Source organism: Halomicrobium zhouii (assembly GCF_900114435.1).
In the GTDB taxonomy this organism is placed as follows: domain Archaea; phylum Halobacteriota; class Halobacteria; order Halobacteriales; family Haloarculaceae; genus Halomicrobium; species Halomicrobium zhouii.
Window position 1 is genome coordinate 229,467 of sequence record NZ_FOZK01000003.1, and the last position, 23,839, is coordinate 253,305.

General features: G+C 66.1%; 17 protein-coding genes. 11 read left to right on the forward strand and 6 right to left on the reverse strand.

Features of this window, described 5'->3' with window-relative positions:
* The first annotated feature begins 179 nt into the window (after positions 1-179).
* The 3 genes from glpA to BM337_RS14865 are packed head-to-tail and all read left to right on the forward strand — an operon-like array spanning position 180 to position 4,626.
* The gene (gene glpA / locus BM337_RS14855) at positions 180-1,919 is read left to right on the forward strand and encodes an anaerobic glycerol-3-phosphate dehydrogenase subunit GlpA (protein ID WP_089817429.1); all 1,740 of its coding nucleotides are present in this window, start codon (positions 180-182) and stop codon (positions 1,917-1,919) included.
* Positions 1,909-3,183 (forward strand): glycerol-3-phosphate dehydrogenase subunit GlpB, encoded by a 1,275-nt coding sequence (gene glpB / locus BM337_RS14860; RefSeq protein ID WP_089817430.1) that lies wholly within the window; start codon positions 1,909-1,911, stop codon positions 3,181-3,183. Before glpA ends, glpB begins: the two co-directional genes overlap by 11 nt.
* 3 nt (positions 3,184-3,186) lie before the next feature.
* Entirely contained in the window at positions 3,187-4,626 is a 1,440-nt protein-coding gene (locus BM337_RS14865; protein WP_089817431.1) for an anaerobic glycerol-3-phosphate dehydrogenase subunit C, read from the forward strand.
* A gap of 40 nt (positions 4,627-4,666) precedes the next feature.
* Here the strand turns inward: BM337_RS14865 and BM337_RS14870 are convergent, their stop codons facing one another.
* On the reverse strand, positions 4,667-5,116 hold the full coding sequence (locus BM337_RS14870; protein WP_089817432.1) for a universal stress protein: 450 nt from the start codon (positions 5,114-5,116) through the stop codon (positions 4,667-4,669).
* Between the two features lie 146 nt (positions 5,117-5,262).
* Here BM337_RS14870 and BM337_RS14875 point away from each other — a divergent pair, with 146 nt between their 5' ends.
* Positions 5,263-6,969 (forward strand): sensor histidine kinase, encoded by a 1,707-nt coding sequence (locus BM337_RS14875; protein ID WP_089817433.1) that lies wholly within the window; start codon positions 5,263-5,265, stop codon positions 6,967-6,969.
* Here BM337_RS14875 and BM337_RS14880 read toward each other — a convergent pair.
* Together BM337_RS14880 and ppc are read right to left on the reverse strand one after the other, a co-directional pair.
* Positions 6,966-7,925, reverse strand: coding sequence for a GNAT family N-acetyltransferase (locus BM337_RS14880; RefSeq protein ID WP_089817434.1), 960 nt, complete (start codon positions 7,923-7,925; stop codon positions 6,966-6,968). The genes BM337_RS14875 and BM337_RS14880 overlap by 4 nt on opposite strands.
* Before the next feature lie 159 nt (positions 7,926-8,084).
* Positions 8,085-10,784, reverse strand: coding sequence for a phosphoenolpyruvate carboxylase (gene ppc, locus BM337_RS14885; RefSeq protein ID WP_089817435.1), 2,700 nt, complete (start codon positions 10,782-10,784; stop codon positions 8,085-8,087).
* Between the two features lie 686 nt (positions 10,785-11,470).
* Between ppc and BM337_RS14890 the strand changes: the two genes are divergently transcribed.
* The 5 genes from BM337_RS14890 (at position 11,471) to BM337_RS14910 (ending at position 17,143) form a co-directional block, all read left to right on the forward strand.
* Positions 11,471-12,916, forward strand: coding sequence for a methyl-accepting chemotaxis protein (locus tag BM337_RS14890; RefSeq protein ID WP_245778681.1), 1,446 nt, complete (start codon positions 11,471-11,473; stop codon positions 12,914-12,916).
* A gap of 50 nt (positions 12,917-12,966) precedes the next feature.
* Positions 12,967-13,932 carry a sugar phosphate isomerase/epimerase family protein gene (locus BM337_RS14895; RefSeq protein ID WP_089817437.1) on the forward strand — a complete coding sequence of 322 codons (966 nt, stop codon included), beginning with the start codon at positions 12,967-12,969 and terminating at the stop codon, positions 13,930-13,932.
* Between the two features lie 122 nt (positions 13,933-14,054).
* Positions 14,055-14,777, forward strand: a complete 723-nt coding sequence (locus BM337_RS14900; protein WP_089817438.1) for a TIGR00266 family protein — start codon at positions 14,055-14,057, stop codon at positions 14,775-14,777.
* Positions 14,778-14,846: 69 nt separating this feature from the next.
* Positions 14,847-15,998, forward strand: a complete 1,152-nt coding sequence (locus BM337_RS14905; RefSeq protein WP_089817439.1) for a Gfo/Idh/MocA family protein — start codon at positions 14,847-14,849, stop codon at positions 15,996-15,998.
* A 62-nt stretch (positions 15,999-16,060) separates the two neighbouring features.
* Positions 16,061-17,143, forward strand: coding sequence for a M24 family metallopeptidase (locus BM337_RS14910; protein ID WP_089817440.1), 1,083 nt, complete (start codon positions 16,061-16,063; stop codon positions 17,141-17,143).
* Between the two features lie 294 nt (positions 17,144-17,437).
* Here the strand turns inward: BM337_RS14910 and gfcR are convergent, their stop codons facing one another.
* The gene (gene gfcR / locus BM337_RS14915) at positions 17,438-18,070 is read right to left on the reverse strand and encodes a transcriptional regulator GfcR (RefSeq protein WP_089817441.1); all 633 of its coding nucleotides are present in this window, start codon (positions 18,068-18,070) and stop codon (positions 17,438-17,440) included.
* A gap of 638 nt (positions 18,071-18,708) precedes the next feature.
* Between gfcR and BM337_RS14920 the strand changes: the two genes are divergently transcribed.
* Positions 18,709-19,788: a TrmB family transcriptional regulator gene (locus tag BM337_RS14920; RefSeq protein WP_089817442.1), complete on the forward strand. Its 1,080-nt coding sequence runs from the start codon at positions 18,709-18,711 to the stop codon at positions 19,786-19,788.
* Between the two features lie 53 nt (positions 19,789-19,841).
* Here the strand turns inward: BM337_RS14920 and BM337_RS14925 are convergent, their stop codons facing one another.
* Both BM337_RS14925 and BM337_RS14930 read right to left on the reverse strand, forming a co-directional pair.
* Positions 19,842-20,933, reverse strand: coding sequence for a Gfo/Idh/MocA family protein (locus tag BM337_RS14925; RefSeq protein ID WP_089817443.1), 1,092 nt, complete (start codon positions 20,931-20,933; stop codon positions 19,842-19,844).
* A 78-nt stretch (positions 20,934-21,011) separates the two neighbouring features.
* The gene (locus tag BM337_RS14930) at positions 21,012-22,067 is read right to left on the reverse strand and encodes a TrmB family transcriptional regulator sugar-binding domain-containing protein (RefSeq protein WP_089817444.1); all 1,056 of its coding nucleotides are present in this window, start codon (positions 22,065-22,067) and stop codon (positions 21,012-21,014) included.
* A gap of 260 nt (positions 22,068-22,327) precedes the next feature.
* On the opposite strand from BM337_RS14930, the gene BM337_RS14935 reads away from it, so the two are divergent.
* Positions 22,328-23,830, forward strand: coding sequence for an extracellular solute-binding protein (locus tag BM337_RS14935; RefSeq protein WP_089817445.1), 1,503 nt, complete (start codon positions 22,328-22,330; stop codon positions 23,828-23,830).
* Positions 23,831-23,839 lie beyond the last annotated feature (9 nt).

Sequence of the window (23,839 nt, forward strand, 5' to 3'; positions counted from 1 at the left end):
TCGCGTCGTGCCGACACGTCCGGGCAGAATATCCTGAAAGGCGCCAGAATAGCGAATGTGGCCACGACGAGTGATGCACGGTGTCGAATAACAATCTGGTACGAACGTGATGATTACTGTCTGGGCAAGGGTGCCGGTAAAGATTGAAGTGGCCGGCCCGAGACCGTTCACGCAGTTGCATGGCATCGACACCCAGGGTCGTCGTCGTGGGCGGTGGGTCGACGGGCGTCGGCGTCGCCCGCGACCTCGCGATGCGCGGCCTCGACGTGATCCTCGTCGAACAGGGGAACCTCACCCACGGGACGACGGGTCGGATGCACGGACTGCTCCACAGCGGCGGTCGGTACGCCGTCTCGGACCAGAAGAGCGCCCGCGAGTGCATCGAGGAGAACCGCGTCCTGCGGGACATCGCTTCGCACTGCGTCGAGATGACCGGCGGACTGTTCGTCAAGCGCCCCGAAGACACCGGGGAGTACTTCGAGCAGAAACTCCGCGGCTGTGAAGAGTGCGGCATCCCCGCCGAAGTCCTCTCCGGGCGCGAGGCTCGCGAACGGGAACCGTACCTCGCGACGGACGTCGAGCAGGCCATCGCCGTCCCCGACGGGGCCGTCGACCCGTTCCGCCTCGTCGTCGCGAACGCCGGGAGCGCGCTGGAACACGGCGCCCGCATCGAGACGCACACGAGAGTCAGGGACCTGATCGTCGAGGACGGCGAGGTGGTCGGCGTCGAGGTCGAACACGGGGCCAAGTCCGGTGAGCGCGTCCACGGCGTCCAGTCCGGGCGCGAGGAAATCAGGGCCGACCACGTCGTCAACGCGACCGGCGCCTGGGCCGGCCGGATCGGCGACATGGCCGGTCTCGACGTCGAGGTCCGCCCGTCGAAGGGCGTGATGACGATCATGAACGTCCGCCAGGTCGACACCGTGATCAACCGGTGCCGGCCGAAGGGCGACGCCGACATCGTCGTCCCCCACGAGACTACTGCGATCCTGGGAACGACGGACGAGGAGGTCGAGGACCCGGAGGACTACCCCGAGGAGCAGTGGGAGGTCGACCAGATGATCGACACCCTCTCGGAACTCGTTCCGATCCTCTCGGAGGCCCGCACGATACGGTCGTTCTGGGGCGTCCGGCCGCTGTACGAACCGCCGGAGACCGGAACCGCCGATCCGACGGACATCACGCGCGACTACTTCCTGCTCGACCACGGGGACCGCGACGGCGTCCCCGGGATGACGAGCATCGTCGGCGGGAAGTTCACGACCTACCGGATGATGGGTGAGGAGATCGCCGACCACGTCTGTGCGAAGTTCGGCATCGACGCCGACTGCCGGACCGCCGACGTCCCGCTCCCCGGGAGCGAGGATTTCGACGTGCTACGGAACTACATGGAGGATTTCGGCCTCCGGTCCCCCATCGGTCGTCGCAGCGTCGAGCGACTCGGGTCGCGGGCCGACGAGGTGCTCGGCACGAACGCGCCGAACCCCGTGGTCTGCGACTGCGAGGGCGTCACGCGGGCGGAGATCAGAGACGCCATCGACCGGGCGGGCAGCGACCTGAACGCGACCCGGATACGCACGCGGGCCTCGATGGGCAACTGCCAGGGCGGGTTCTGCTGTCACCGGATGGCCAGTGAACTCCATCCTTCGTACGCGGAACCGGTCGTTCGCGACTCGTGGGACGACCTGCTCCAGGAGCGCTGGAAGGGCCAGCGTCACGCGCTCTGGGGGGAACAGCTCTCCCAGGCGATGCTCAACTACGCGCTCCAGGCGACGACACAGAACCGTGACAGTGATCCCGCGAATCGGGAGGATTCGATCGACTTCGACGCGTTCGACGGCGGGCCGGGCTCGTCCGCCCCTTCGACCGCGTCGGCCGCCACCGACGGCGGCCTCACGGAGGGCGAAGATGGCGATTGACTCCGACGTCCTGGTGATCGGTGGCGGCCTCGCCGGGACGATGGCGGCCCTCTCGGCGGCCCGCGAGGGAGCGACCGTCCGACTCACCTCCTACAAGCAGAGCACCCTCCGGATGGCGACGGGGCTCGTCGACGTCCTGGGCTACGTCGACGGCGAGGGCCCGGTGGCCGAACCCTTCGAAGCGATGGAGCGCCTGCACGACGAACATCCCTATCGACTCCTCGGCGAGGCGACGGTCCGGGACGGGCTCTCGCTGTTCGACGATTCGGTTCCGGGGTATCGCGGCGGCCACACCGACGCGAACGCGCTCGTCCCGACACACGGCGGGACGGTCAAGCCGACGGCGCGCTACCCCGCGAGCGTCGCGCCCAGCGTCGCGTCGGCCGGCGGCGACGTGCTCCTGGTCGGCTTCCGGACGGTCACGGACTTCGACGCGCCGCTGGCGGCCGGCCACCTCGAAGCGGCCGGCGTGCCCTTCGCTGTCGACGGCGTGACGCTGCCGTTCCCGGGCGACCTGCGCGACGACGCGAAGGTGACCCGGTACGCCCGGGCGCTCGACGAGAACGAACGGGTGACCGGGGGCGGCCGAGCGATCGGTACTCGGCGGGACCTCGCCGAGCGAGTGAAAGCGAAGCTCGACGGCCACGAGCGCGTCGGCTTTCCCGCGCTGCTCGGCGAGGAGGACCACGACGAGGTGCGCGCCGACCTGGCCCGGTATCTCGACGTGCCCGTCTTCGAAGTTCCGATGGGGCCGCCGTCGCTCCCGGGAATGCGCCTCGAGGACCGGCTGTTCGCGGCCCTCGACGCCGCGGGGGCCTCCATCGACAGCGGCAACCCCGTCGTCGACTACGAGGCCGGCGGCGACGGCCGCGTCGAGAGCGTGATCCTCGACCGCAACGGGAGTCGCGTCCCCTACTACGCGGACCAGTTCGTCCTCGCGACGGGCGGCCTCGTGGGGAAGGGAATCGAGTCTGATCGGGGCGGTGTGCGCGAACCGATTTTCGACTGCCACGTCCCCCACCCGGCGGACCGCTACGACTGGTTCGAGGACGGCGTCTTCGACGACCACGAGTTCGCCCGGTTCGGCGTCGACGTGGGACGGGAGTTGCGGCCGCGGGAAGACAGCGGTGATCCGACGTTCGACAACCTGCGGGCGGCCGGGAGCGTCGTCGGCGGCTACGACCTGGCCGCGGAGAAGTCGGGCGCGGGCGTCTCGATAGCGACGGGGTACGAAGCAGGCCGGCGGGCGGCGACGGAGGTGTGACCAATGAGTGACGCAAATACGACCGACGAGACGACGTTCGACGCGGGAGAATCGGGACCGGACGAGGAGTTCGAACCGGTCCAGGTGTTCCCCGAGGCCGAGGAGATGGACCTCCGGCCCGGCGCGGACTCCTGTTACAAGTGCTCGACGTGCGACACCAACTGTCCGGTCGCCGAGGTGGACGACGAGTTCCCCGGCCCGAAGTTCCAGGGCCCCGAACAGTGGCGACTCAAGCAGACCGACGAGGACTACGACGTCGACGACTCGGTGATGAAGTGCTCGAACTGCATGCGCTGTGACAGCAGTTGTCCCTCGGACGTCCCGCTCAGCCAGATGCACAACACCGCCCGGGGCGAGTACGTCAGCGAACAGCAGTCGAAGACGTCCGTCGAGTACTGGCGGAATCGGTTACTCGCCAACTACCGGACGTCGGCGTGGCTGGCGAGCTACGTCCCCCGCCTGGCGAACGCTGCGATGAACTTCGGGCCGGCGCGCTGGGTCATGGAGAAGACGATGGGCGTCACGAGCGAGCGGGAGTTCCCCGCCTTCGCGACGGAGACGTTCCGCGAGTGGTGGACGGCGCGAGGCGGTGCGGAGGCCTCGCGTGAACGCGCCCGGCAGGCCCGCGTCGAGCGGGGGCTGGTCGCCGCGGACGGCGGGGTCGGTAGGGACGGCGGAGACAGTGGAGAGGGCGGCGGCGAAACGACCGAAGCCGACGCGGTCGACCGGAAGATCGCCTACTTCCACGGCTGCTACGCGAACTACAACACGCCGGAGGTGGGCAAGGCCCTGGTCCGCGTGTTCGAACAGTTCGGCTACGAGGTGGTCGTCCCCGAGCAGGGCTGTTCAGGGACGCCCATGTTCGCCAACGGGATGCTCGACGACGCCCGGCGCCACGCCGAGACGAACGTCCCCTCGCTGTCCGCCCTGGTCGAGGAAGGATACGACGCTATCTGTTCGTGTACGTCCTGTTCGATGGCGCTCCGCCAGGAGTACCCCGAACTGTTCGACTACGACGGCGTCGACGACGTCGCCTCGAACACGTACGAGGCGGTCGAGTACCTCCGCATCAACGAGGATCTCTTCGGAGCACTCGCCGACGTCGAGGTGGAGTATCCGGACCTGTCCTATCACGCACCCTGTCACGCGCGCAACCAGGGAATCCACCGGCAGGCGGTCGAACTGTTCCGCGACCTGGAGGGCGTCACCGTCACCGACGTCGGCGACTCCTGCTCGGGCATCTCGGGCACCTACGGCTGGAAGGCGGACCGGTACGACGTCTCGATGGCCATCGGCGAGGAGATGTTCGAGCACATGGAAGCGGCCGAGGGGACGACGGGCCTCACCGAGTGTCCGACCTGTGCGATGCAGATGGAACACGGGACGGGCTACGAGATACGTCACCCGCTGCAGGTGCTCGAAGCGGCGCTGGTCGACGCCTGAGAGGCGTCGTCGGGTCAGAATCGGGAACGTGAGTGGTGGCTCAGTCGCCCCGGACGAACGTCACGGGGGCGGGCGCCTCCAGCATCACCTGCTGTGCCGTAGAGCCGAAGACGGCCTTGCCGGTCGGCGAGCGTTTCCGACCGCCGACGACGACGAGGTCAGCGTCGACGTCCGTCGCGATGTCGACGATGCGGTCGCCGTGGTCGCCGATCTCCGAGGTGATCTCGTAGTCTATCATCGCGTCCTCCAGTCGGCTGGCGATGTCGCGGACGGTCGCGTGCCTGCTCGCGACGTCCACCGCCGTCGCCTCCTCCGGTTCGTCGAAATCCAGACGCGAGGCGGCCTCGCTGAATTCCTCGTCGGTGAATACGTGCGCGAGGGCGACGTCAGCCCCCGCGGGACCGGCGATGTCGATGACGGTGTCGGCGAGTTCGTCCACGCGGTCTCTGTCGTTCGGTCCGAGTGCCAGAAGTATCGTTTCGAGTGCCATAGAGGTAGATACGGTCCGAACACCGTAAAAATCCCGGCCGTCACAGCCCCTACCTCTCATCGAAACGTCACGTCCGGCCCCGTTCGTGGATCAGGTCAGCGATCCGTAACAAAGGTTCTAATGGATAGCTCGAATAACTCGATCAAATGGTTTCGGGTGCCGATCTCTACGGACTTCTCCTGCTTCTGACGGTCGTCCCGGCAGGCTGGTTACTGCAACTCGCGTGGGAGAAACGCGAGAAGCCCGGTGGCCGATGGCTCGCTCTCCTCCTCGTCGGGATGGCCGGTTGGTCGGTGAGCTGGGCACTCCTCGTGCTCGTCGACGACCACTCCTGGTCGCTGGCCAGCGTCGACACCCTCCTCCTGTTCGTGAACCTCTCTGTCATCGGATGGTTCATGCTGTCGCTGGAGTTCACGCGACAGAAACGATACGCACTCAGACACGTTCTCCCGCTGTTCGTCGTCCCGGCAGTGACGCTGCTACTCGTGGTGACGGACGCGTCCCACTCGATGCTCTGGGGACCGGAGCTGACCCTCGACGCCGCCACCGGCATCACCCTCGACCAGGGTCCGTGGTTCTACGCCCACGCGACGTTCAACTACCTCCTGTTGCTTGTCAGCGGCGTCCTCCTCGTGAACAACCACACGGAACTCGAGGGGATCTACCGGAAACAATCGGCGATTCTGATCGCCGGCTGGTCCATCCCAGTCGTGACGAGTATCGCCTACAACTTCGGCGTCTTTCCCCAGAGCTACCTGAATCCGACGCCGATCGGGTTTCTCGCCGGGGCCGCACTGTGGGGGTGGGGACAGTACCGGTTCCAGTTACTGGAGATCGCCCCCGTCGCTCGCCGTCACGCCCTCGACGAGATGGACGAAGCAGTCGTCGCCGTCAACGACGACGACGTCGTCGCGTACCTGAACGAGGCAGCCATCGAGATGTTCGACCTGGAACCGACGGCGACGGGCAAACGCCTCCCGTCGTTGCTGGCGGCGTACCCGGAGATACTCGAACGCCTCGAAGACGGCGAGGTCGACGACGAGATCGTCCTTGAGCGTGAAGGCCGTCGCCAGTACCTCTCCGTACAGAAGACCCCCCTCGGCCGGAGCGACGGGTCGGAGGGGTCGGTGGTCGTCTGCGAGGACGTCTCCGAACTCAAACGTCACCAGCGCGACCTCGAACTGCTGAAACAGGTGTTCGCGCGCGTCTTCAGGCACGACCTCAGTAACGACCTGAACGTGATCCGGGCCCACGGTGAGTTACTCTCGGCCAACATCGACGGCCCGCGGGCCAGTCACGCGGAGACGATAGTCCGCACGTGTGACGACGTCATCGAGACGAGTCGGAAGGCCCGCGCCATCGAGAAACTCGTCGACGCCGGCCGGGACCGGTACGAGACCGACCTCGTCCACGTCGTCTCGGAGGCCGTCGAGTGGTTGCGGGCGAACTTCGACGACGTCACCGTCGAGACCGACCTTCCGCGGGACGGGTTCGTGCTCGCCGACGGGGAAATCGAACTCGCGGTTCGCTGTCTACTGGAGAACGCCGTCGTCCACAACGACTCGGCCGAGCCGTGGGTCAGGATAGCCGTCACTGAACGGCCTGACGAGTTCGTACTCACCGTCGAGGACGACGGCCCCGGTATCAGGCCGAACGAGCGCCACGTCTTCGAGGACCGCGAGGTCGACCCGCTGTCCCACAGTAACGGACTCGGCCTCTGGACCGTCAACTGGGTCGTCCGGAACTCGGGCGGTGAGGCCCACTTCGAACACACGGACCGGGGGACGAAGTTCGAACTCCGTCTCGAACGGGTCCACCGGGCAGACGCGACCCCGCCGGGTCCACAGGACTAGTCCTCTACCTCGTCCAGTCCCCAGGAGTACAGCGCGAAGGTGCACGAACAGTCGGAGTCGAACCCACACTGGGGGCACTGTCGGCCCGACAGGTCCACGTCCTCGAACCTGGCGAGTTCTTCCCCGCCGAACTTCGCAGCGAGACTCTTCGTCGCCCCGTCGTCACGGAGCCACAGGACCGTCAACACCGGTGGCGTCTCCGCCAGGTACGCCAGGCCGTGGCTCGCGAGCGCCGTCCCGATCCCTTCCTGCTGGTGTTCGGGGTGGACGGCCGTCGCTTTGAAGACGCCGACGGGGAAGTGTTCGGGCTCCAGGTCGGAGTCGGCCATCGCCCGCTCGGCCGAGACGACCATCACGTCGGAGAACGACGCCTGGTCGAAGACGGCCGTGACCGTGAACCCCAGAATCGTCTGCTCCCTGGTCAGCTGCGCGGCTGTCTCGATTTCGTCGACGCCGTCGTCCTCGACGTAGACGTAGATGTGACGGTCGTCGGGCCGGACGTACGATTCGAGGACGTCCTCGACGGATTCGAAGTATCCTGGTCCGAGCGACGCCTCGCTGATGCCCAGTATCTGGGCGCCGATGTGGGACCCGTCCTCCAGTAACTCGATCCTGTCGGCGAGATTCCGGAGTGCCGCCGTCCTGTCGCCCGCTCTGGTGACGAGGCCGGTCTTTCGGTCTGTTATCCGGTAGGACCCCTCGTGGGCGTGGCCGACGAACGTCTCGATTGGGCGTTCCCAGCCGACGTACTCGTCTCCGAGTTCCACTTTCTCCAGCTCTCCACGCTCTGCGAGACTGTCGAGATGTGCGCTCACGACCGCCTCCTCCTCGTCGACGGCTTCGGTCACCGTCCGGGTGCTCAGGGCCGCCTCGGTGCTCTCGTCGAACACGTCGAGGATGGCGTCCTCGAGTTCCGGTTCCACCACCACCTCATGGTCGCCTGTTTCCTCAGGCATACTGGTACCACATGGACGGGGACGTGAAATAGTTATGCGGAGATTTGGCACACGTAACGAGGGTTCTCCGGCGTGGAGGTGGGATCTATCCGGTTCAGGATAGAACTGCGGCTGGAACGGGTCTCGGGTCCCGACGATACCCGTCCCGGTACCGCGTGATTAGCCGGTGTTCTTCATCCCGGCTGCGACGCCCTGGACCGTCAACCGGAGCGTCCGCTGCTCGGACTCGGTGAGGTGAGATTGCTGTAGCAGACGGACCTGGAGGAGGTTGAGCGGGTCGACGTACGGGTTCCGTCGTTCGAGGTTCTCCCGGAGCCACTCCCGGTCGAGCAGTTCCTCGCGTTCCGTGATGGTCGTCACGAGGTCGACGGTGTGGTCGTACTCGGCTTCGATGCGCGAGAAGATTCGTTCGCGCAACTCGTCGTCGGCCAGGTCCGCGTACTGGTCGGCAATGTCGAAATCGGTCCGGGCGAGCGCGAGCGTCGCGTTGTCGAGTTTCGTCCGGAAGAAGGGCCACTCCCGGTACATCTCCCGGAGCGTCTCCATCTCACCACCGTCGTCCAGGTACGCCTGGACGCCGGTCGCGACGCCGTACCAGCCGGGGATGATACAGCGGGCCTGTGTCCACGAGAACACCCACGGAATGGCACGGAGGTCCTCGACGCTCCGGTCTCCACTGCGCGAGGCCGGCCGCGACCCCATGTTGAGGTTCTCGATGACGGTGATGGGCGTCGCCTGTTCGAAGAAGTCGACGAAGCCGTCGGTCTCCAGGAGTGACCGGTACTCCAGCCGGGCTGCCTCGGCGGCCGTCTCCATCGCCGTCTCCCACTCCGCCGGCACCTCCTCGACCGGCTCTTCCATCGCGTTGAACCGCGCCCGCATCTGGGCGTCGAGCATCTGTTCGAGGTTGCGCTCGGCGATGTTCGGATTGGCGTACTTCTCGGCGATGGACTCGCCCTGCTCGGTGAACTTGATCTGGCCCGACACCGACTCGTTCGGTAGCGCCAGCATGGCGTCGTTCATCGGCCCGCCGCCCCGCGAGATAGAGCCACCACGGCCGTGGAACAGCCGCATGTCGACGTCGAAGTCGTCGGTGATCGCTGCCAGGCGCTTCTGGTTGCGGTAGAGGCTCCAGTTGGCCGCCAGAAAGCCGTTCTCCTTGTTCGAGTCGGAGTAGCCGAGCATGATCTCCTGGACGCCGCCGCGCGCTTCCAGTGCCTGCTCGTAGGCCTCGTTCTCGAACAGGGTCCCCATGATGCGCCGGGCGCCGTCCAGGGCGTACTTCGACTCCAGCAACGGAACGACGTCGAAGCCGCAGTAGCCCGGCAGGTCGACGATCCCGGCCTGGTCGGCCAGGAACAGCACCTCGAGGACGTGGGACGGTTCCTCGCACCAGCTGATGCAGTAGGTGTCGATGGCGTTGACACCGAATTCCTTCTGCCACTCGGCGGCCTTCCGGAAGAGGCGAACGACGCGAGCGGCTTCGTCCGAGAGTTCGTCGGTGTCGTCCACGTCGACGATGGGTTCGTCCTGCAGGATGGCGTCGGTGAGGAGTTCGACCCGTCCCGCCTCGTCTTTCGCCTTGTAGTCGATGCCTTCGGGTTCGAGCGCCTCGTCGATGGCGTCGGTGTGCTTCTGGCGGTGGTCGCGCAGGTCGAGGCTCGCGAGCGTGAACCCGAACGTGTCGACTTTGCGGATCAGTGGGTCGACGTGGGCTTCGGCGATCACGTCGGCGTCGTTCCGCCGGAGGTCGTCTGCGAGGATCCGCAGGTCCGCGAGTAGCGCGTCGGCGTTCTCGTACCCACCGGAACGGACGTCCGCGACGCGGAGGACGGACTCGCGCATCAGCTTGAGTTTCTGGCGATACGGCTCGTCCGGGTAGCGCTCCTCGGCCTCGACAGCGACGCCGGCCAGTCGTTGCTTGTGGTCTTCGAGGCGCTCGTCGAACGCTCCGCTCGTCTCGATGTTGCTCGCGTCCTGGCTCAACACGCCTGAGAGCGCCTTGAGCCGGTCGCGGTACAGCGGCAGGACGACCTCGCGCTGGCGTTCCAGGGTCTCTTCGGTGACCTCCGGGGTTACGTAGGGGTTGCCGTCGCGGTCCGACCCGGCCCACGACCGGAACTCGTAGAGCTTGGACACGTCGACCGCGTCCGGGTCGTACTCGTCGGCGAGGGCCGATTCGAGCGCCTCGTACACGTCGTCGATGACGTCGAAGAGGACGTTCTCGATGTACCACTGGACGTTGAGCGCCTCGTCGGTCACCTCGGGACGTCGATCACGCACCTGCGGCGTTTGCCAGAGGCTCGTCACCTCCGCGGCCAGGTCGCGCTCGACGTGGCGCTGCTCGTCGTCGGTGAGCCGGACCTCGTCCAGCGTCTCCAGGTCGCTCGCGACGGCCCGGAGCTTCGCCTTCACCGTCTTGCGGCGGGCCTCCGTCGGGTGGGCCGTGAAGGTGGGCTGGATGAGGACGTCGTCGAGGACTGCCTCGACCGTCTCCGGGTCGGCCCCGCGGTTCGACAGGTTCTCGACGGCCTGTTCGACGCTGTCGTCGAGCGTGCCGTCCTGACTCCCCTGACGGATCTGGCGCACGCGCTGGCGCTCTTCGGCGAGATTGATGAGTTCGAAGTACGTCGTGAACGCGCGCGCGACGACGTCTCGTCTCTCCGGGTCGAGTTCCGCTATCGTCTCCCGAACGGCGTCGCGCGTCTCGGCGTCCCCCCGTCGGTACGCGATGGAATCGGTCCGTAGCTGTTCAACAGTCTCGAACGCGCTCGTCGACGACTGGGATTCGAGCACGTCACCCAGGAGTTCGCCGAGTTCTCGGACGTCCTGGTTGATCTCTCTGGCGTGCAAAGTCATACCCGAGAGTGCAGAGGCGAGTCCTAAAACATTAGCGGAAGCCCACACCCAGGCGGACGAGCCGTCACAGTTCGTTTCTCGGAAGGATTCGAGTAGCGAGGATTATAATTCAGTGATGGTGAACGCATGTTCACCGTCTGTTCACCGGATTGTAACTGCTCTCCTCCCAGCCGGCTGGAACGAACACCGTCGAGAAAGCGGACGAACGGCGGCCTCCGACGACTGTCGGGTTCGACGCGGACGAAAGTCTGGACGAAGTCCACTGGCCGTCTACTGGCCGCACCAGGATCGGGGTCGGGACGGGGGACGGGACCGAGACCCGGTTTCAGACAGAGGCTGAGACCGAGCCCGAGACAGAGACCGAGTCCCAGACAGAGGCTGAGACCGAGCCCGAGGCTAAGTCTGTGCCGGTACAGGGCCGACTAGCTGACTGCAGGCCGACTGCAGGCCGACTGCAGTCCGAGGTGATTCGTTCAACCTGAACGAATACCAGTTACGTACTGGTAATACGAACGGGACGGCCCGACTCTCTCGACGGCGAGAACTGCCTGATGCCGGTAGATTCCGACAGCCCAATATCGATTTTAATAATTTCGGCCCCCGATCGGCGGTAGATTTAAGCGATACTGGGTGCGTTTATTTACCAAATTTCACCGATGACACTCAGAAATCCTCTCCAACGTCGGATGGTCGTCGCGATCGGTGGCCAGTTCGTCCACGGGCTGTACCAGCTCGTCGTCGTGGCTGCTGCGCCGCCAGGGGTCCGTGCCGCACTGGTGGGTGCGGGACTCCTCGCCGCAGTCGCTGGCGGCGCGTACTCTCTCCGGTGTCTCACTCGACGGACGTCTTCTTTAGAGTCCGAACTCGCACGTGTGCGCGAAGAGCGAGACGACGAACGAACCGAGGCGGCAGAGCTCCGGGCCGAACTCGAAACGGTAACGTCTGACCTTCGCGCCGCGCGCGAGGCCACTCCTGCCTCACCGTCACCGACCGCCGTTTCGACCGACGGTGGCCTCGCGGCGGCGGACGGTGCGTCGATGGCGGAGATAGACGACTACCTGTCCGAGGCGGCCCAGGTGGTCGACGCCGCTGGCGAAGGTGACCTGACTCGTCGCATGTCGGTCGAGATTCCCTCGGAGGCGCTCGCGCAACTCTCCGCGGAGTTCAACGAGATGGCCGACGCCTTCGAACAGACCATCGAGACTGCGGAGGGGTTCTCGGAGGAGGTCGCCGGGTCCAGCGAACAGGTCACGACCGCGACAGAGGCGGTCAAAGACGCCAGCGAACGGGTGGCCGGCAACATCCAGGAGATCGCAGACGTCTTCCACGAACAACACGATCAGATCTCCCAGATCAGCGACGAGATGTCCGAGATGTCCGCGACGATCGAGGAGATCGCCGCCTCCAGCAACGAGGTCTCGGAGATGGCCGACAAGACGGAACGCCGGACGGTCGAGGGGATCGAGGCTGGCCGCGAGGCACACGAGGCGATGGTCGACTCCTCGAAGCAGACCGAGACGGTCGTCGAGACGGTCGAGGAGCTGAACGAGCAGATGGACGAGGTCGGTCACATCGTCGACCTCATCGACAACATCGCCGAACAGACGAACATCCTCGCGCTCAACGCGTCGATCGAGGCGGCACACGCCTCCAATGGATCGAACAACAACGGGTTCGGGGTCGTCGCGGACGAGGTGAAGTCCCTCGCCGAGGAGACGAAGGGCGCGACCAACCAGATCGAGAGTCTCATCGCGGAGATACAGGACCAGACCGACGACGCAGTGGCGGAGATACAGAACATGCAGGGCTCCGTCGAACACGGCCGCGAGACCGTCTCCGAGAGCGTCGAGGCGCTGGAGTCCATCATGGAACACGTCCAGGAGACCTCCAGCGGCGTCAAGGAGATCAGCAACGCGACAGACGACCAGGCCGCCTCCTCCGAAGAGGTGGCTTCCATCGCAGACGACGTGGCGAAGACGTCCCAGGACAACGTCGAAGCGGCCGAACACGTCGCTGCCATCGCCGAGGAACAGAACCTCGCGCTCGGCGAGATGTACGTCAACGTGAAGATGCTGACGATGCGGTCGAAACAGCTCTCGGCGCTGTTCGAGCGCTACGAAACGGGCGAGTAGCGACCGCCGCCGCCCCTATTTTTATATCGCCACCTGTCGCAACTGTGGGTATGGAGGTAGGCGTACTCACAGTTCCGCTGGGCGACCAGTCCCTCGAAGACGCACTCGAATATCTCGACGGCATCGGCGTCGAGGCCGTCGAACTCGCCTGTGGCGGGTTCACCGGTGACGACCACCTGAAACGCGAGGAGTACCTCGATAACGAGGAGAAACAGGCCGAGTTGCACGCGCTGCTCGACGAACACGACATGTACGTCAGCGCGCTCGCGACGCACAACAACCCGCTCCACCCCGACGACGAGCGGGCGGCGCGGGCCGACACGGAACTGCGCGAGGCGATCGAACTGGCGGGTCAGCTGGGCGTGGACGCCGTCACCACGTTCTCCGGGCTGCCGGCGGGCAGCGAGGCCGGTGACGTTCCGAACTGGATCACTGCGCCGTGGCCACCCGAGCACGGCGACGCGCTCGAGTACCAGTGGGACGTCGCTACCGACTACTGGAGCGACGCCGCCGAACACGCCGCCGACCACGACGTGAAGGTCGGCCTGGAGATGCACCCGAACATGCTCGTCTACGAGCCCCACGGCCTGCTCCGCCTGCGTGAGGCGACCAACGAGTACATCGGCGCGAACTTCGACCCCTCGCACCTCTACTGGCAGGGCATCTCCATCACCGACGCCATCCGACTCCTCGGGGAAGAGGACGCCATCCACCACTTCCACGCCAAGGACACGAAGGTGTACGAGGAGCAAGCCCGGGAGAAAGGCGTCCTCGACACGGCGCCGTACACGGACGAACCGAACCGCTCCTGGCTGTTCCGCTCCGTCGGCTACGGCCACGGCGAGGACCACTGGCGCGACGTCGTCTCCACGCTCCGGATGGTGGGCTACGACGGTGCGCTCTCCATCGAACACGAGGACTCGCTCACCTCCGGCCGCGAGGGCCTGGAGAAGGGCGTCGACCTGCTCAAGCGCGTCGTCTTCTCGACCCAGCCCGGCGACGCGTACTGGGCGTAGACGGACGTACTCACTGGCTCCGGGGACTAACGCCAGTTCGGACCGGGTTTCATTTCGCTACACAATCTTATTACACAAGGCGGACAAGGGAGCGTCGGGTGGGTGAGACACCCAGTGATACCATGGATTTCGAACTGACGCACCAGCCGGCGTACACGCACGTGATCGTAGAACTCGAAGACGGTGAGACGGTACTGGCCGAACCCGGCGCGATGACCAGTCACTCCCCGAACGTCTCGATGGACACGACGACCAGTAACGACGGCCTCCTGAGTTCCGCGAAGTCGATGCTGGGGGGTGAGTCCTTCTTCGCCAACGAGTTCACCGCGACAGGTGGCTCGGGCAAGGTGACGCTCGCGCCGCCGACGCCAGGTGACGTGATGCACCACCACCTCGACAGTGAGAAGCTGTACGCCGTCGACGGCGCCTGGCTCGCCTCCGACCCCTCTATCGACATCGAGACGGAGTTCGGCGGGCTGAAGTCGATGCTCGCCGGCGCCAGTATCACGCCGCTGACCCTCGAGGGGACGGGCGACGTCTTCGTAGAGGCCTTCGGCGGCCTGGAGACGGTCGAACTCGAGGCCGGCGAGTCCTACCACGTAGACAACGAGAACGTCGTGGCCTGGGACGGCTCGGTGGAGTTCGACGCCCACCGCCCCGGCGGGATGAAGTCGACGCTGTTGAGCGGCGAGGGCCTCGTCTTCGAGTTCACCGGCCCCGGCACGGTCTGGTACCAGACCCGCGGGCTCAACGCGTTCGCCTCGTCGCTCGCACGGGTGCTCCCCGGCGGGGACAGCGGCGGCGGGAACAGCGACGGGAACATCGGCGTCGACGACTTCCTCTGATACTGGCCCATCAGTTCCCGGGCTTCCGCGACCATGAGAGTTATTCCCTGACCGTCCGAGAGGTCAGGTATGACACTCGATGTCGGTATTCTCGGATACCGCTTTATGGGTAAGGCCCACTCGAACGCGCTCGACCGCCTGCCGATGTTCTTCCCGGACGCGCCGGAGACGAACCGCGACGTCGTCGTCGGCCGCGACGAGGAGGCACTGGCCGACGCCGCCGACCAACTCGGCTTCGACCGCACCGCCACCGACTGGCGCGACGTCGTCGACGAGGTAGACGTGTTCTACAACCTCGGGCCGAACCACGTCCACCGGGAACCCTCCATCGCGGCGCTCGAAGCGGGAACCCCGGTCTTCTGTGAGAAACCCCTCGCGCCGACGCTGGCGGGCGCCGAGGAAATGGCCGACGCCGCCGAGTCGGCTGGCGTCACGGCGGGGACGGCGTTCAACTACCGTTTCGTCCCGGCCATCCAGTACGCCAAGAACCTGATCGACGACGGCGAACTCGGCGAGATTCACCACTTCCGCGGCCGGTACCTCCAGGACTGGCTCGTCGACCCGACGGCGCCCTGGAGCTGGCGCAACGACGAGGAGATGGCCGGCAGCGGTGCCCTCGGGGACCTCGGCGCACACACCATCGACCTGGCGCACTTCCTGCTCGGCGACGCAGCGGGCGATATCGACAGACTCAGCGGCCACCTGAAGACGTTCGTGGACGAGCGGCCGGTGCCTGGCGAGGGCGGCGGGACCCTGGACGGGTCCGGCAGCGACGACGCCGTCGAGACGCGCGAGGTGACCGTCGACGACGCCTACACCGCACAGGTCGAGTTCGAGAGCGGCGCGATTGGGACGCTGGAGGCCTCCCGGTTCGCCAACGGCCACGACAACGCCCACACCGTCGAGATCGACGGTTCGAAGGGGAGTCTGAAGTTCGACCTCGAACGCCTCAACGAACTGCAGGTCAAACGCGAGGGCGGACGCGGCTTCGAGCGCGTCCTCGTCACGGACGGGGACGACCCGTACATGGAACACTGGTGGCCCCCGGGCCACGTCATCGGCTGGGAGCACACCTTCGTCCACGAGAACTACGAGTTCCTCTTGGCCGTGCGGGACGGCACCGACTACGAGCCGAGTTTCCAGGACGGCCTCGCGGCCCAGCAGGTCCTCGACGCCGTCGAACGAAGCGACGACCGCGGCGAGTGGGTCACGGTGGAGTGACCCCGGCGACGGTCCAACGTACCCCCGGGCGGTTTTAAGCGACTGGCGGCGCCACAGTCGATATGACACTCCAGGAGCGACTCGACTCGTATCTCGACTCGAACGACCTCGAAGCGGTCTGGTTCGCCCGGCCGAACTCCTTCGCCTGGATTACTGGGGGCGGCGACAACGTCGTCGACCGGAGCGGCGACGTCGGCGTCGCCGCCGCGGGCTACGACGGTGACGGCATCACGGTCGTCACGGACAACATCGAGGCCGGCCGCCTCCGGGACGAAGAACTCGCCGGGGACGTGAGTATCGAGACGTTCCAGTGGTACGACCAGTCGCTGGGCGAGGCCCTCACAGCGTTCAGCCCGGAGCCGGCTGCGGCGGATTTCGACGTCACCGGGATGGACTCCGTCGACGCATCGACGCTCCGCCAGCCGCTGACAGAGGGACAGGTCGCCACCTACCAGAAGCTCTCTCGCGACGTCGCGGACGCGATCGAGGCCGTCGCGAGAGACGCCTCGTCCCCGGACACCGAACTCGAAGTCACGGCGGAACTCCGCCGGGAACTCGAAGCGCAGGACATCGCCGTTCCCGTCGCGCTCGTGGGCAGCGGCGACCGCGCCCAGTCCTACCGTCATTACACCTCGACTGACGCGGAACTCGGCGACTACGCCCTGCTCTCGGTGACGGCCGAGCGCGACGGCCTGTTCACCAGCTGTAGCCGGACCGTGACCTTCGACCCGCCGGAGTGGCTCGAAGAGCGAACCCACGACGCGATGCGCGTCGAGGCGACGGCGCTGGCAGCGACCCGAGCGGTCGGCCGCGACGGCGGCACCGCCGGCGACGTGTTCGAAGCGATCCAGGACGCCTACGCGACCCTCGGCTGGGAGGGCGAGTGGAAGAACCACCACCAAGGCGGCGCCGCGGGCTTCGCCGGCCGGGAGTGGATCGCCACCCCCGACAACGACGCCCCGGTCGAGCTCCCGATGGCCTACGCGTGGAATCCGACCGTCCAGGGCGCCAAGAGCGAGGACCTCCACCTCGTCACGGCGGAGGCCGTCGAACCGATGTCGGTCACCGGCGACTGGCCCACGACCGAGGTCTCGGCCGTCGGGTACGACCTCGAGATCGAGCGGCACCTGCCCCTAGAACTGTAGTCAGCGTCTGGAAAGGAGGTCATTCTCGGTCACGGGTCGCCCCGTTCGCCGCTCGCATCCACGCAGATTCCGAGCCCATCGAGGAACTACCCTACCTCACGGCTCCCTTCGGTCGCCGTTCGGCTTAAGGTGGTTTCTCGCTTCGCTCGTCTCGGATCTGCCTGCTCACGGCTCACTTCGTTCGCCGTTCGGCCTCGAGGTGGTTCCTCCCTGCGGTCGGAACCACCCTATCTCACGGGTCGCTACGCTCCCCGTTCGATGTCAAGGTGGTTTCTCGCTCCGCTCGAAACCACCCTACTCCTCACTCCCGACCCGAATAACCTGCAGCAGAGAGTAGACAGGTACGTCGGCGATGTCGCCGACGCCGCGCTTGTCCGCGAGTACGACGCAGGCGACCGGGTTACCGCCCTGCTCGCGGATTGCCTCGACCGTCTCCGTCATCGTCGTGCCGCTCGTGATGGTGTCGTCGACGACGTAGCAGTCGCGGTCGCGGATCTGGGCGAAGTTCCGGGAGAAGGATCCGTCGAGCCCCTGGTCCTTCTCGTCGTCCCACTGGTGCTTGGTTGGCGCGTAGGTGCCCAGGTCGGTCTCGAGTTCTCGCGCGACGGTCGTCGCCAGCGGGGCGCCGGCCTTCTCGATACCGATGGTGAGGTCGACGTCCTCGCCCTCCTTGGAGAGGAGGTCGGCCATCGCCGCACCGAGGTGGGAGAGGCGCTTGCTGTCGCGACCGATGGCGCTCCAGTCGACGTGGATGTCGTGGGGGCCACTCGTGGGTTCGACGACTGGTTCGGCGCCCGTGTCGCTTCGCTCGACGAGCCAGCTCGCCGTCTCGCGCGAGACGTTCAGTTCGTCCGCGATCTCGCCTTTCGAGAGGCCGCGCTCGGCGAGCTCGGCCGCGCCCTCGATGAGGTCGTCGATGTTTTTCATGGTCCTAGGAGTATCTGGGCGGGGGAGGGATTAATAGCCAGTGCAATCGATCGCGAAATCGATCCTTCGTTTCCCAATGACAGATTTGTAATATATCGGCACCTATTTACTTCGTCTGGTGGTACAGTAACGTGGCTGGGTCGTGTCCGACGACGTCGTCACCGGACGTCGATTCGAACAAGCGCCACTGCCACCCACTGCCGCGTGAAACGCCACGCCCGGCCACGAGTCGTGAACCGGCGGGGAACAGCGCAGTTTACACTGCCATGGTCCTATCATTCCCCGCCGGTGTCTCGACGCCTGCGCCACGCCTGTTCCCGGCTGAGGATTCGTGCTGCACTGTTCTCTCGACCGAGTCTGCCGGTCACCGACTGGGCAGGCCAGCGTGACTGAACGCTCGCTGCCGTCAACGTTTTTACTCGCAGGTGTAGTGGGTGCTGTATGGACTGGGAACGGTTGGATCTGACAGGGGGATCGGTGCACGGCACGGCCGGCGCTGGTTCGTGGACATCGGCGCAGCGCTCCCGACGCGAACGGCCACACCGCAGACGTGAGTGCGCTGCAGGAGAACATCCGGCGAACGTCCCGAACCCGGGTCGAAGTCCACCGGGAGGGCACGGACCAGCGAGCACGAACCGATGAAGGACAGCGAACTGATTCAGATCCTCGAAGACGCGGGGCTCTCGCCCTATCAGTCCGAGGCGTACGTGACGCTCCTCGCGCTAGGGAACGCCTCGGCGACCGACGTCGCCGACGCCTGTGACGTCCCCGACCCCCGGATCTACGACGTCCTGCGGGACCTGGAGGCGAAGGGGTACGTCGAGACGTACCAGCAGGACAGCCTGACGGCCCGGGCCCACGACCCGGACGTCGTCCTCGACGACCTCCGGTCGCGGTCCAGCGAGTACCTCGACGCGGCCGAGGAGATCGAAGAGCGGTGGAACGAACCGGCCGTCACGGAACACGAGGTGAGCATCGTCAAGCGCTTCGACACGGTGATGAACCGCGCGAAGACGCTCGTCGGCGACGCGGAGACACAGATCCAGTTCGCGGGCCACGTGGACCAGTTCCGGTCGATGACCGAAGAACTGGCCGCCGCCCACGAGCGGGGCGTCACCGTCAAGATCAGCCTCTGGAGCGACGAGGGGAAGGGGGACCTGCCCGACGAGGCAGCACTCGAGGGGGTCTGTACCGAGGCCCGGTACCGGGACCTGCCCTCGCCGTTCGTCGTCATCGTCGACCGGACGTCGACGAGTTTCGCGCCGAACCAGCGCTCGACCAACGAGTACGGCGTCCTCGTGAGCGACCGAACCTACACCTTCGTCTTCCACTGGTTCTTCCTCACTGCGCTCTGGGAGAGCTGGGATACCATCTACACCGCGCGGACGGCCGACACGCCCACCACCTACGTCGACATCCGGTACGCGGTCCGCGACCTGGAGACGCTCCTGAACGAAGGGGCAACCGTGGAGGTGACGGTCCAGGGCTACGAGATGGAGACGAACGATCCCACCGAGGTTCACGGCGTCGTCACGGACGTGACATTCTCCGGCGACCCGACGGAGAACGACCAGCAACTACCGCTCTCCCATCTCGCGGGCCGCGTGTCACTCACCGTGGACACGGGGTCGGACGTCGTCGACGTCGGGGGCTGGGGCGCCATCCTCGAAGAGATCGAGGCCGAGTCCATCACTATCGACGACGTCCAGTACGAGTAATCTATCCAGGCGAAAATCGCGTCGTCGCTCGGCGTGTGCGACACTGTCGTGTGCTACTCCGAGCTCTCGCCGACGGTGACGCAGCCGCCGTCCGCCGCCGAGCGGTAGAGAGCGTCGATGACTCGCTGGACCGTGAGCGCCTGTTCGACGGTGTTGCGCTCTGGCTTCTCTCCGCGCGCGACGGCGTCGAGGAAGAGCTTGTCGCCCCCTTTCCAGCCGGTGTACTCCAGCGACGCGTCGGTCACGGTCGACTCGACGAGGTGGTCGGTCCCCTGCCGACCAGCGTCGAACATCTTCAGTTCCTCGCCACCGAGTTCGAGGCGGGCGCCGGCCTCGGTCCCGCGGACGACGAACTCCTCGGTCTCCGTCTGGTTGGCGGCCCAGGACACTTCGAGCGAGATGGTCCGGTCGTCCGCACAGCGGATCATCGCCGTGGCGGAGTCCTCGACGTCGAACACTGCCTGGTCGGTGCTGTCGTACCAGTCGTCCGGGTCGACGTAGTCCTCGCGCGCGCCGAAGGCCGACCGCGTCACCGCGAACACCTCCTCGACGGGGGGGAACTCCATGAGGTAGAGTGCCAGATCGATGGCGTGGACGCCGATGTCGATGACGACGCCGCCACCGGAGAGTTTCTCGTCCGTGAACCAGGAACCGACGCCGGGAATACCCCGCGAGCGGACGTAGTTCGCCTGGACGTGGGTCACCTCGCCGAAGCGCCCCTCGCGCTGATAGCCCTTGAACACCTCCGTCCCCGTCGCGATGCGATTGTGGAAGTTGACCAGGCAGAACCCATCAGAGTCCCGGGCGGCCGCGGCGATGCGTTCGGCGCTCGCCAGGTCGTCCGCCAGGGGCTTCTCGCAGAGGACGTCGTAGTCCCGTTCGAGGGCGGGGACGACCGCCGCCTCGTGAAAGGTGTTCGGCGTCGCGACGACGACAGCGTCGAGGGGCTCGGCGTCGTACATCGTTTCGAACTCGTCGTAGGTCGTCGCGCCGTACTCGTCCGCGAACGCCGCGCGCGTCTCCGGGACGACGTCGGCCCCCGCGACCACCTCGTGGCCAAGTTCCGTCGCGTTCGTCGCGTGCGTCTGGCCCATGAAGCCGAGGCCGACGATACCTAGCCGTACCGAATGCGTGTCGTTACTCATTGTCGTGTCTCGAATCGTGTAGCGGTGTCTTCTGGTCGTCGTCTGCGCAGGGGACCCGGAGCTGTGGGGCGTCGACGGTCACGAGTCCTCCCCCGCGGAGAGCGTGACGTCCGTCGCCTCGTACTCCTCGACGAAGGCGCGCGGCCCACCGACGGATATCGTCTCGTCGCCCGACTCGACGAGGAGTGATTCCTGGGTGGGGAACCCGTTCGCGTACGGTCGAACGAGGCTCTGGTTCACGTCGACGACGGGTCCGGTGAGCGTCTCGACGGCACCTGTCGTCCGGGCTGGTCTGACGGCCACCTCTGCCTCGAGCGACCGGTCCGCGGCGAGGTGCAACGCCGCGTCGAATATCGCGTGACGGAACCCGTCGTAGGCTTCGGGGAGCCCCGACGCAGTCGCGACGTGGGCTTCGCTCCCCATCGGCCAGTAGTTCGCGACGAAGGAGTCGAACAGGGCTGCGGCGATGTGGGCGTCGGCGTGGTAGATGGCGTACTCGCTGGAGTTCGAGTCCAGGATCGCGTCGGCGGCCCCCACCAGTCCGTCGGTCCGGTCGGTCGTGAGGATGACTGGCGCCGGGGCGTCCCAGGTCTGAACGACGTGGGCGAGTCCGTCGTCGACGGTGGTCTCGCCGTCGTATTCGGTGACCAGCAGCAGGCAGAACGTCCCCGTCTCGTGGGCCGCCTGGAGAACCTCCGCGACCACAGGGACGGCGGCCGCGGGCAGCGAGAGGACGACCTCCGTCTCCGCCGAATCGACGAGTTCGGTGACCTTCCGGAGGATCGTCTGGCGGGACTTGATGACGCTGAACGTCTCCTCCTCGTAGCTCTCCGAGTCGAAGATGCTCTCCAGTTCCGCCTCCATCGTGTACAGCTGCGAGACCAGGTTCTCGATCCCTTGCGAGGGGGGCAGCGCCCGTATCTGCGTCGGGACGACGTGGTCGTCGATGGCTATCAGACTCTTCGCTTCCAGCCTGTCCGCGACGTCGTACGTGTAGCTCTTCGAGAGGTCGGCTTCCTCCGAGACGACGCTGATCCTGGTGGTTCCGTTCCGGAGGATCGTCAGGTACGCCAGCGCCTCCTTGTCCGAGAGGCCGAATCGCGTGAGTCTGTCGACGATGTCGTCTTCGTTCATCGTGCGTGGTTCGTTGTCCGTTCGATGGGGTCCTCAGGGGGCAGGGCGTTCCGGACGGTCCCAGCGGGTCGGGTCGTGTCGGCGAGAATGGTTGGCGCGAGTATATGTCAGTGATATTCTCGCCTCATTCGTCGCCGTTCGTCGCGTCGCGAAACGCCACGTACTGAGTTGTTTCCAGCGGGTCAATAATCTTTCTTGTGATATTACAAATCACTTCCCTAACCTATTTGTTTCTGTGAGAACAATACCAGAAGAGAGCAATGACAGCAGCGAACACGGACCACGATCGAGAACGGAGTAGCGTCTCCCGGCGCCGATTCGTCGTCAGTGCCGGTGCGTCGGGTCTCGCCACCGGTCTCGCCGGGTGCTCGGAGCTACTTGGCGGCGGTAACGGCGGTGGCGGCGGAGGGACGAACGGAACACAGACCGGCGACGCGGGCGGGGGCGAGGCGACGACCGTCACCTGGGGGTTCGACGCGACGGTGGCCCAGGACCACGCCGACGAGATCAGCACCGCGTTGCACGAAGAGGGCGGCCTCGCGGACGACGTCGAGGTCCAGTTCGAGCAGGGCCAGCCCGACACCGGCGAGCGACGGGCGAACTACAATCGGCTCCTGAACGCCGGCGAGGCCACGCCCGACATGTTCATGATGGACAACGGCTGGGTGAACATCTTCATCCAGCGCGGCCAGATCCAGAACCTCTCGGAGCTGCTCTCCGACGAGCAGTTGACCACCATCGACGAGGAGTACTTCTCCGGGTTCACCGAGACGGCCATCGACCCAGAGAGCGGCGACCTCTTCGGCGTCCCGCTCTACCCCGATTACCCGACGATGCTCTACCGGAAGGACCTCGTCGAGGCAGCGGGGTACAGCCCGGAGGAGAACAACTGGGCGACGGAGCCGATCACCTGGGAGGAGTGGTCCAACGTCGCGGCGGACACGTACGACAACGCGGACGTCGAGTACGGGTTTACGACCCAGTGGGACATCTACGAGGGGACGGCCTGTTGCACGTTCAACGAGGTGATGAGCTCGTGGGGCGGCGCGTACTTCGGCGGCCGTGACAACCTCTTCGGGCCCGTCGGCGAGCGACCGATCACCGTCAACTCCGAACCTGTGATCCAGTCGCTGAACATGATGCGCAAGTTCGTCCACGACGAGGACTTCGAGAACCTCCAGGGGTACGGCGGCGGCTTCACGACGTCGAACATCCTCGGCTGGATCGAGGACGGCTCCCTGGCGCCGTTCACGAACGGGAACGCCATCTTCCACCGGAACTGGCCCTACGCGATCAACGCGGCGGCCTCCGAGTTCGGCGACGACCTCGGGACGATGCCGATCCCGTACGCGGTCCCCGAGAACGAAGCCCAGTTCCAGGGCACCGGCGGGACGACGTCGGCCCTCGGTGGCTGGCACATCACCGCCAACCCCAACAGCCAGAACCTCGACGCCGTCGCCCAGGTCATCGACGCGTCGATGCAGGAGGAGTTCCAGCTGTTCCTCCTGGAGACGGAGGGGTGGCTACCGCCCCGGAGCGAGCTGTTCAACTCCGAGACGGCCGCGAACGTCGACCCGATGGGCAACTACATGAACACGCTCCAGGTCGCCGGTGAGAACACCATGGCGCGACCGGTCACGGCCGTCTGGAGCGACGAGTCCAGCGCCATCGCCGAACAGGCCAACGCCGCCGTCAACCAGGACCTCTCCTCGGCCGACGCGATGGCCCAGCTCGAGTCGACGCTCGAGAACATCGAGGGATAACGCGAGCGC

Bases quoted from the DNA above. Each gene is read 5' to 3' on its own strand.
- glpA (WP_089817429.1), top strand. From the start codon at position 180: ATGGCATCGACACCCAGGGTCGTCGTCGTGGGCGGTGGGTCGACGGGC.
- glpB (WP_089817430.1), top strand. From the start codon at position 1,909: ATGGCGATTGACTCCGACGTCCTGGTGATCGGTGGCGGCCTCGCCGGG.
- BM337_RS14865 (WP_089817431.1), top strand. From the start codon at position 3,187: ATGAGTGACGCAAATACGACCGACGAGACGACGTTCGACGCGGGAGAA.
- BM337_RS14870 (WP_089817432.1), bottom strand. From the start codon at position 5,116: ATGGCACTCGAAACGATACTTCTGGCACTCGGACCGAACGACAGAGAC.
- BM337_RS14875 (WP_089817433.1), top strand. From the start codon at position 5,263: ATGGTTTCGGGTGCCGATCTCTACGGACTTCTCCTGCTTCTGACGGTC.
- BM337_RS14880 (WP_089817434.1), bottom strand. From the start codon at position 7,925: ATGCCTGAGGAAACAGGCGACCATGAGGTGGTGGTGGAACCGGAACTC.
- ppc (WP_089817435.1), bottom strand. From the start codon at position 10,784: ATGACTTTGCACGCCAGAGAGATCAACCAGGACGTCCGAGAACTCGGC.
- BM337_RS14890 (WP_245778681.1), top strand. From the start codon at position 11,471: ATGGTCGTCGCGATCGGTGGCCAGTTCGTCCACGGGCTGTACCAGCTC.
- BM337_RS14895 (WP_089817437.1), top strand. From the start codon at position 12,967: ATGGAGGTAGGCGTACTCACAGTTCCGCTGGGCGACCAGTCCCTCGAA.
- BM337_RS14900 (WP_089817438.1), top strand. From the start codon at position 14,055: ATGGATTTCGAACTGACGCACCAGCCGGCGTACACGCACGTGATCGTA.
- BM337_RS14905 (WP_089817439.1), top strand. From the start codon at position 14,847: ATGACACTCGATGTCGGTATTCTCGGATACCGCTTTATGGGTAAGGCC.
- BM337_RS14910 (WP_089817440.1), top strand. From the start codon at position 16,061: ATGACACTCCAGGAGCGACTCGACTCGTATCTCGACTCGAACGACCTC.
- gfcR (WP_089817441.1), bottom strand. From the start codon at position 18,070: ATGAAAAACATCGACGACCTCATCGAGGGCGCGGCCGAGCTCGCCGAG.
- BM337_RS14920 (WP_089817442.1), top strand. From the start codon at position 18,709: ATGAAGGACAGCGAACTGATTCAGATCCTCGAAGACGCGGGGCTCTCG.
- BM337_RS14925 (WP_089817443.1), bottom strand. From the start codon at position 20,933: ATGAGTAACGACACGCATTCGGTACGGCTAGGTATCGTCGGCCTCGGC.
- BM337_RS14930 (WP_089817444.1), bottom strand. From the start codon at position 22,067: ATGAACGAAGACGACATCGTCGACAGACTCACGCGATTCGGCCTCTCG.
- BM337_RS14935 (WP_089817445.1), top strand. From the start codon at position 22,328: ATGACAGCAGCGAACACGGACCACGATCGAGAACGGAGTAGCGTCTCC.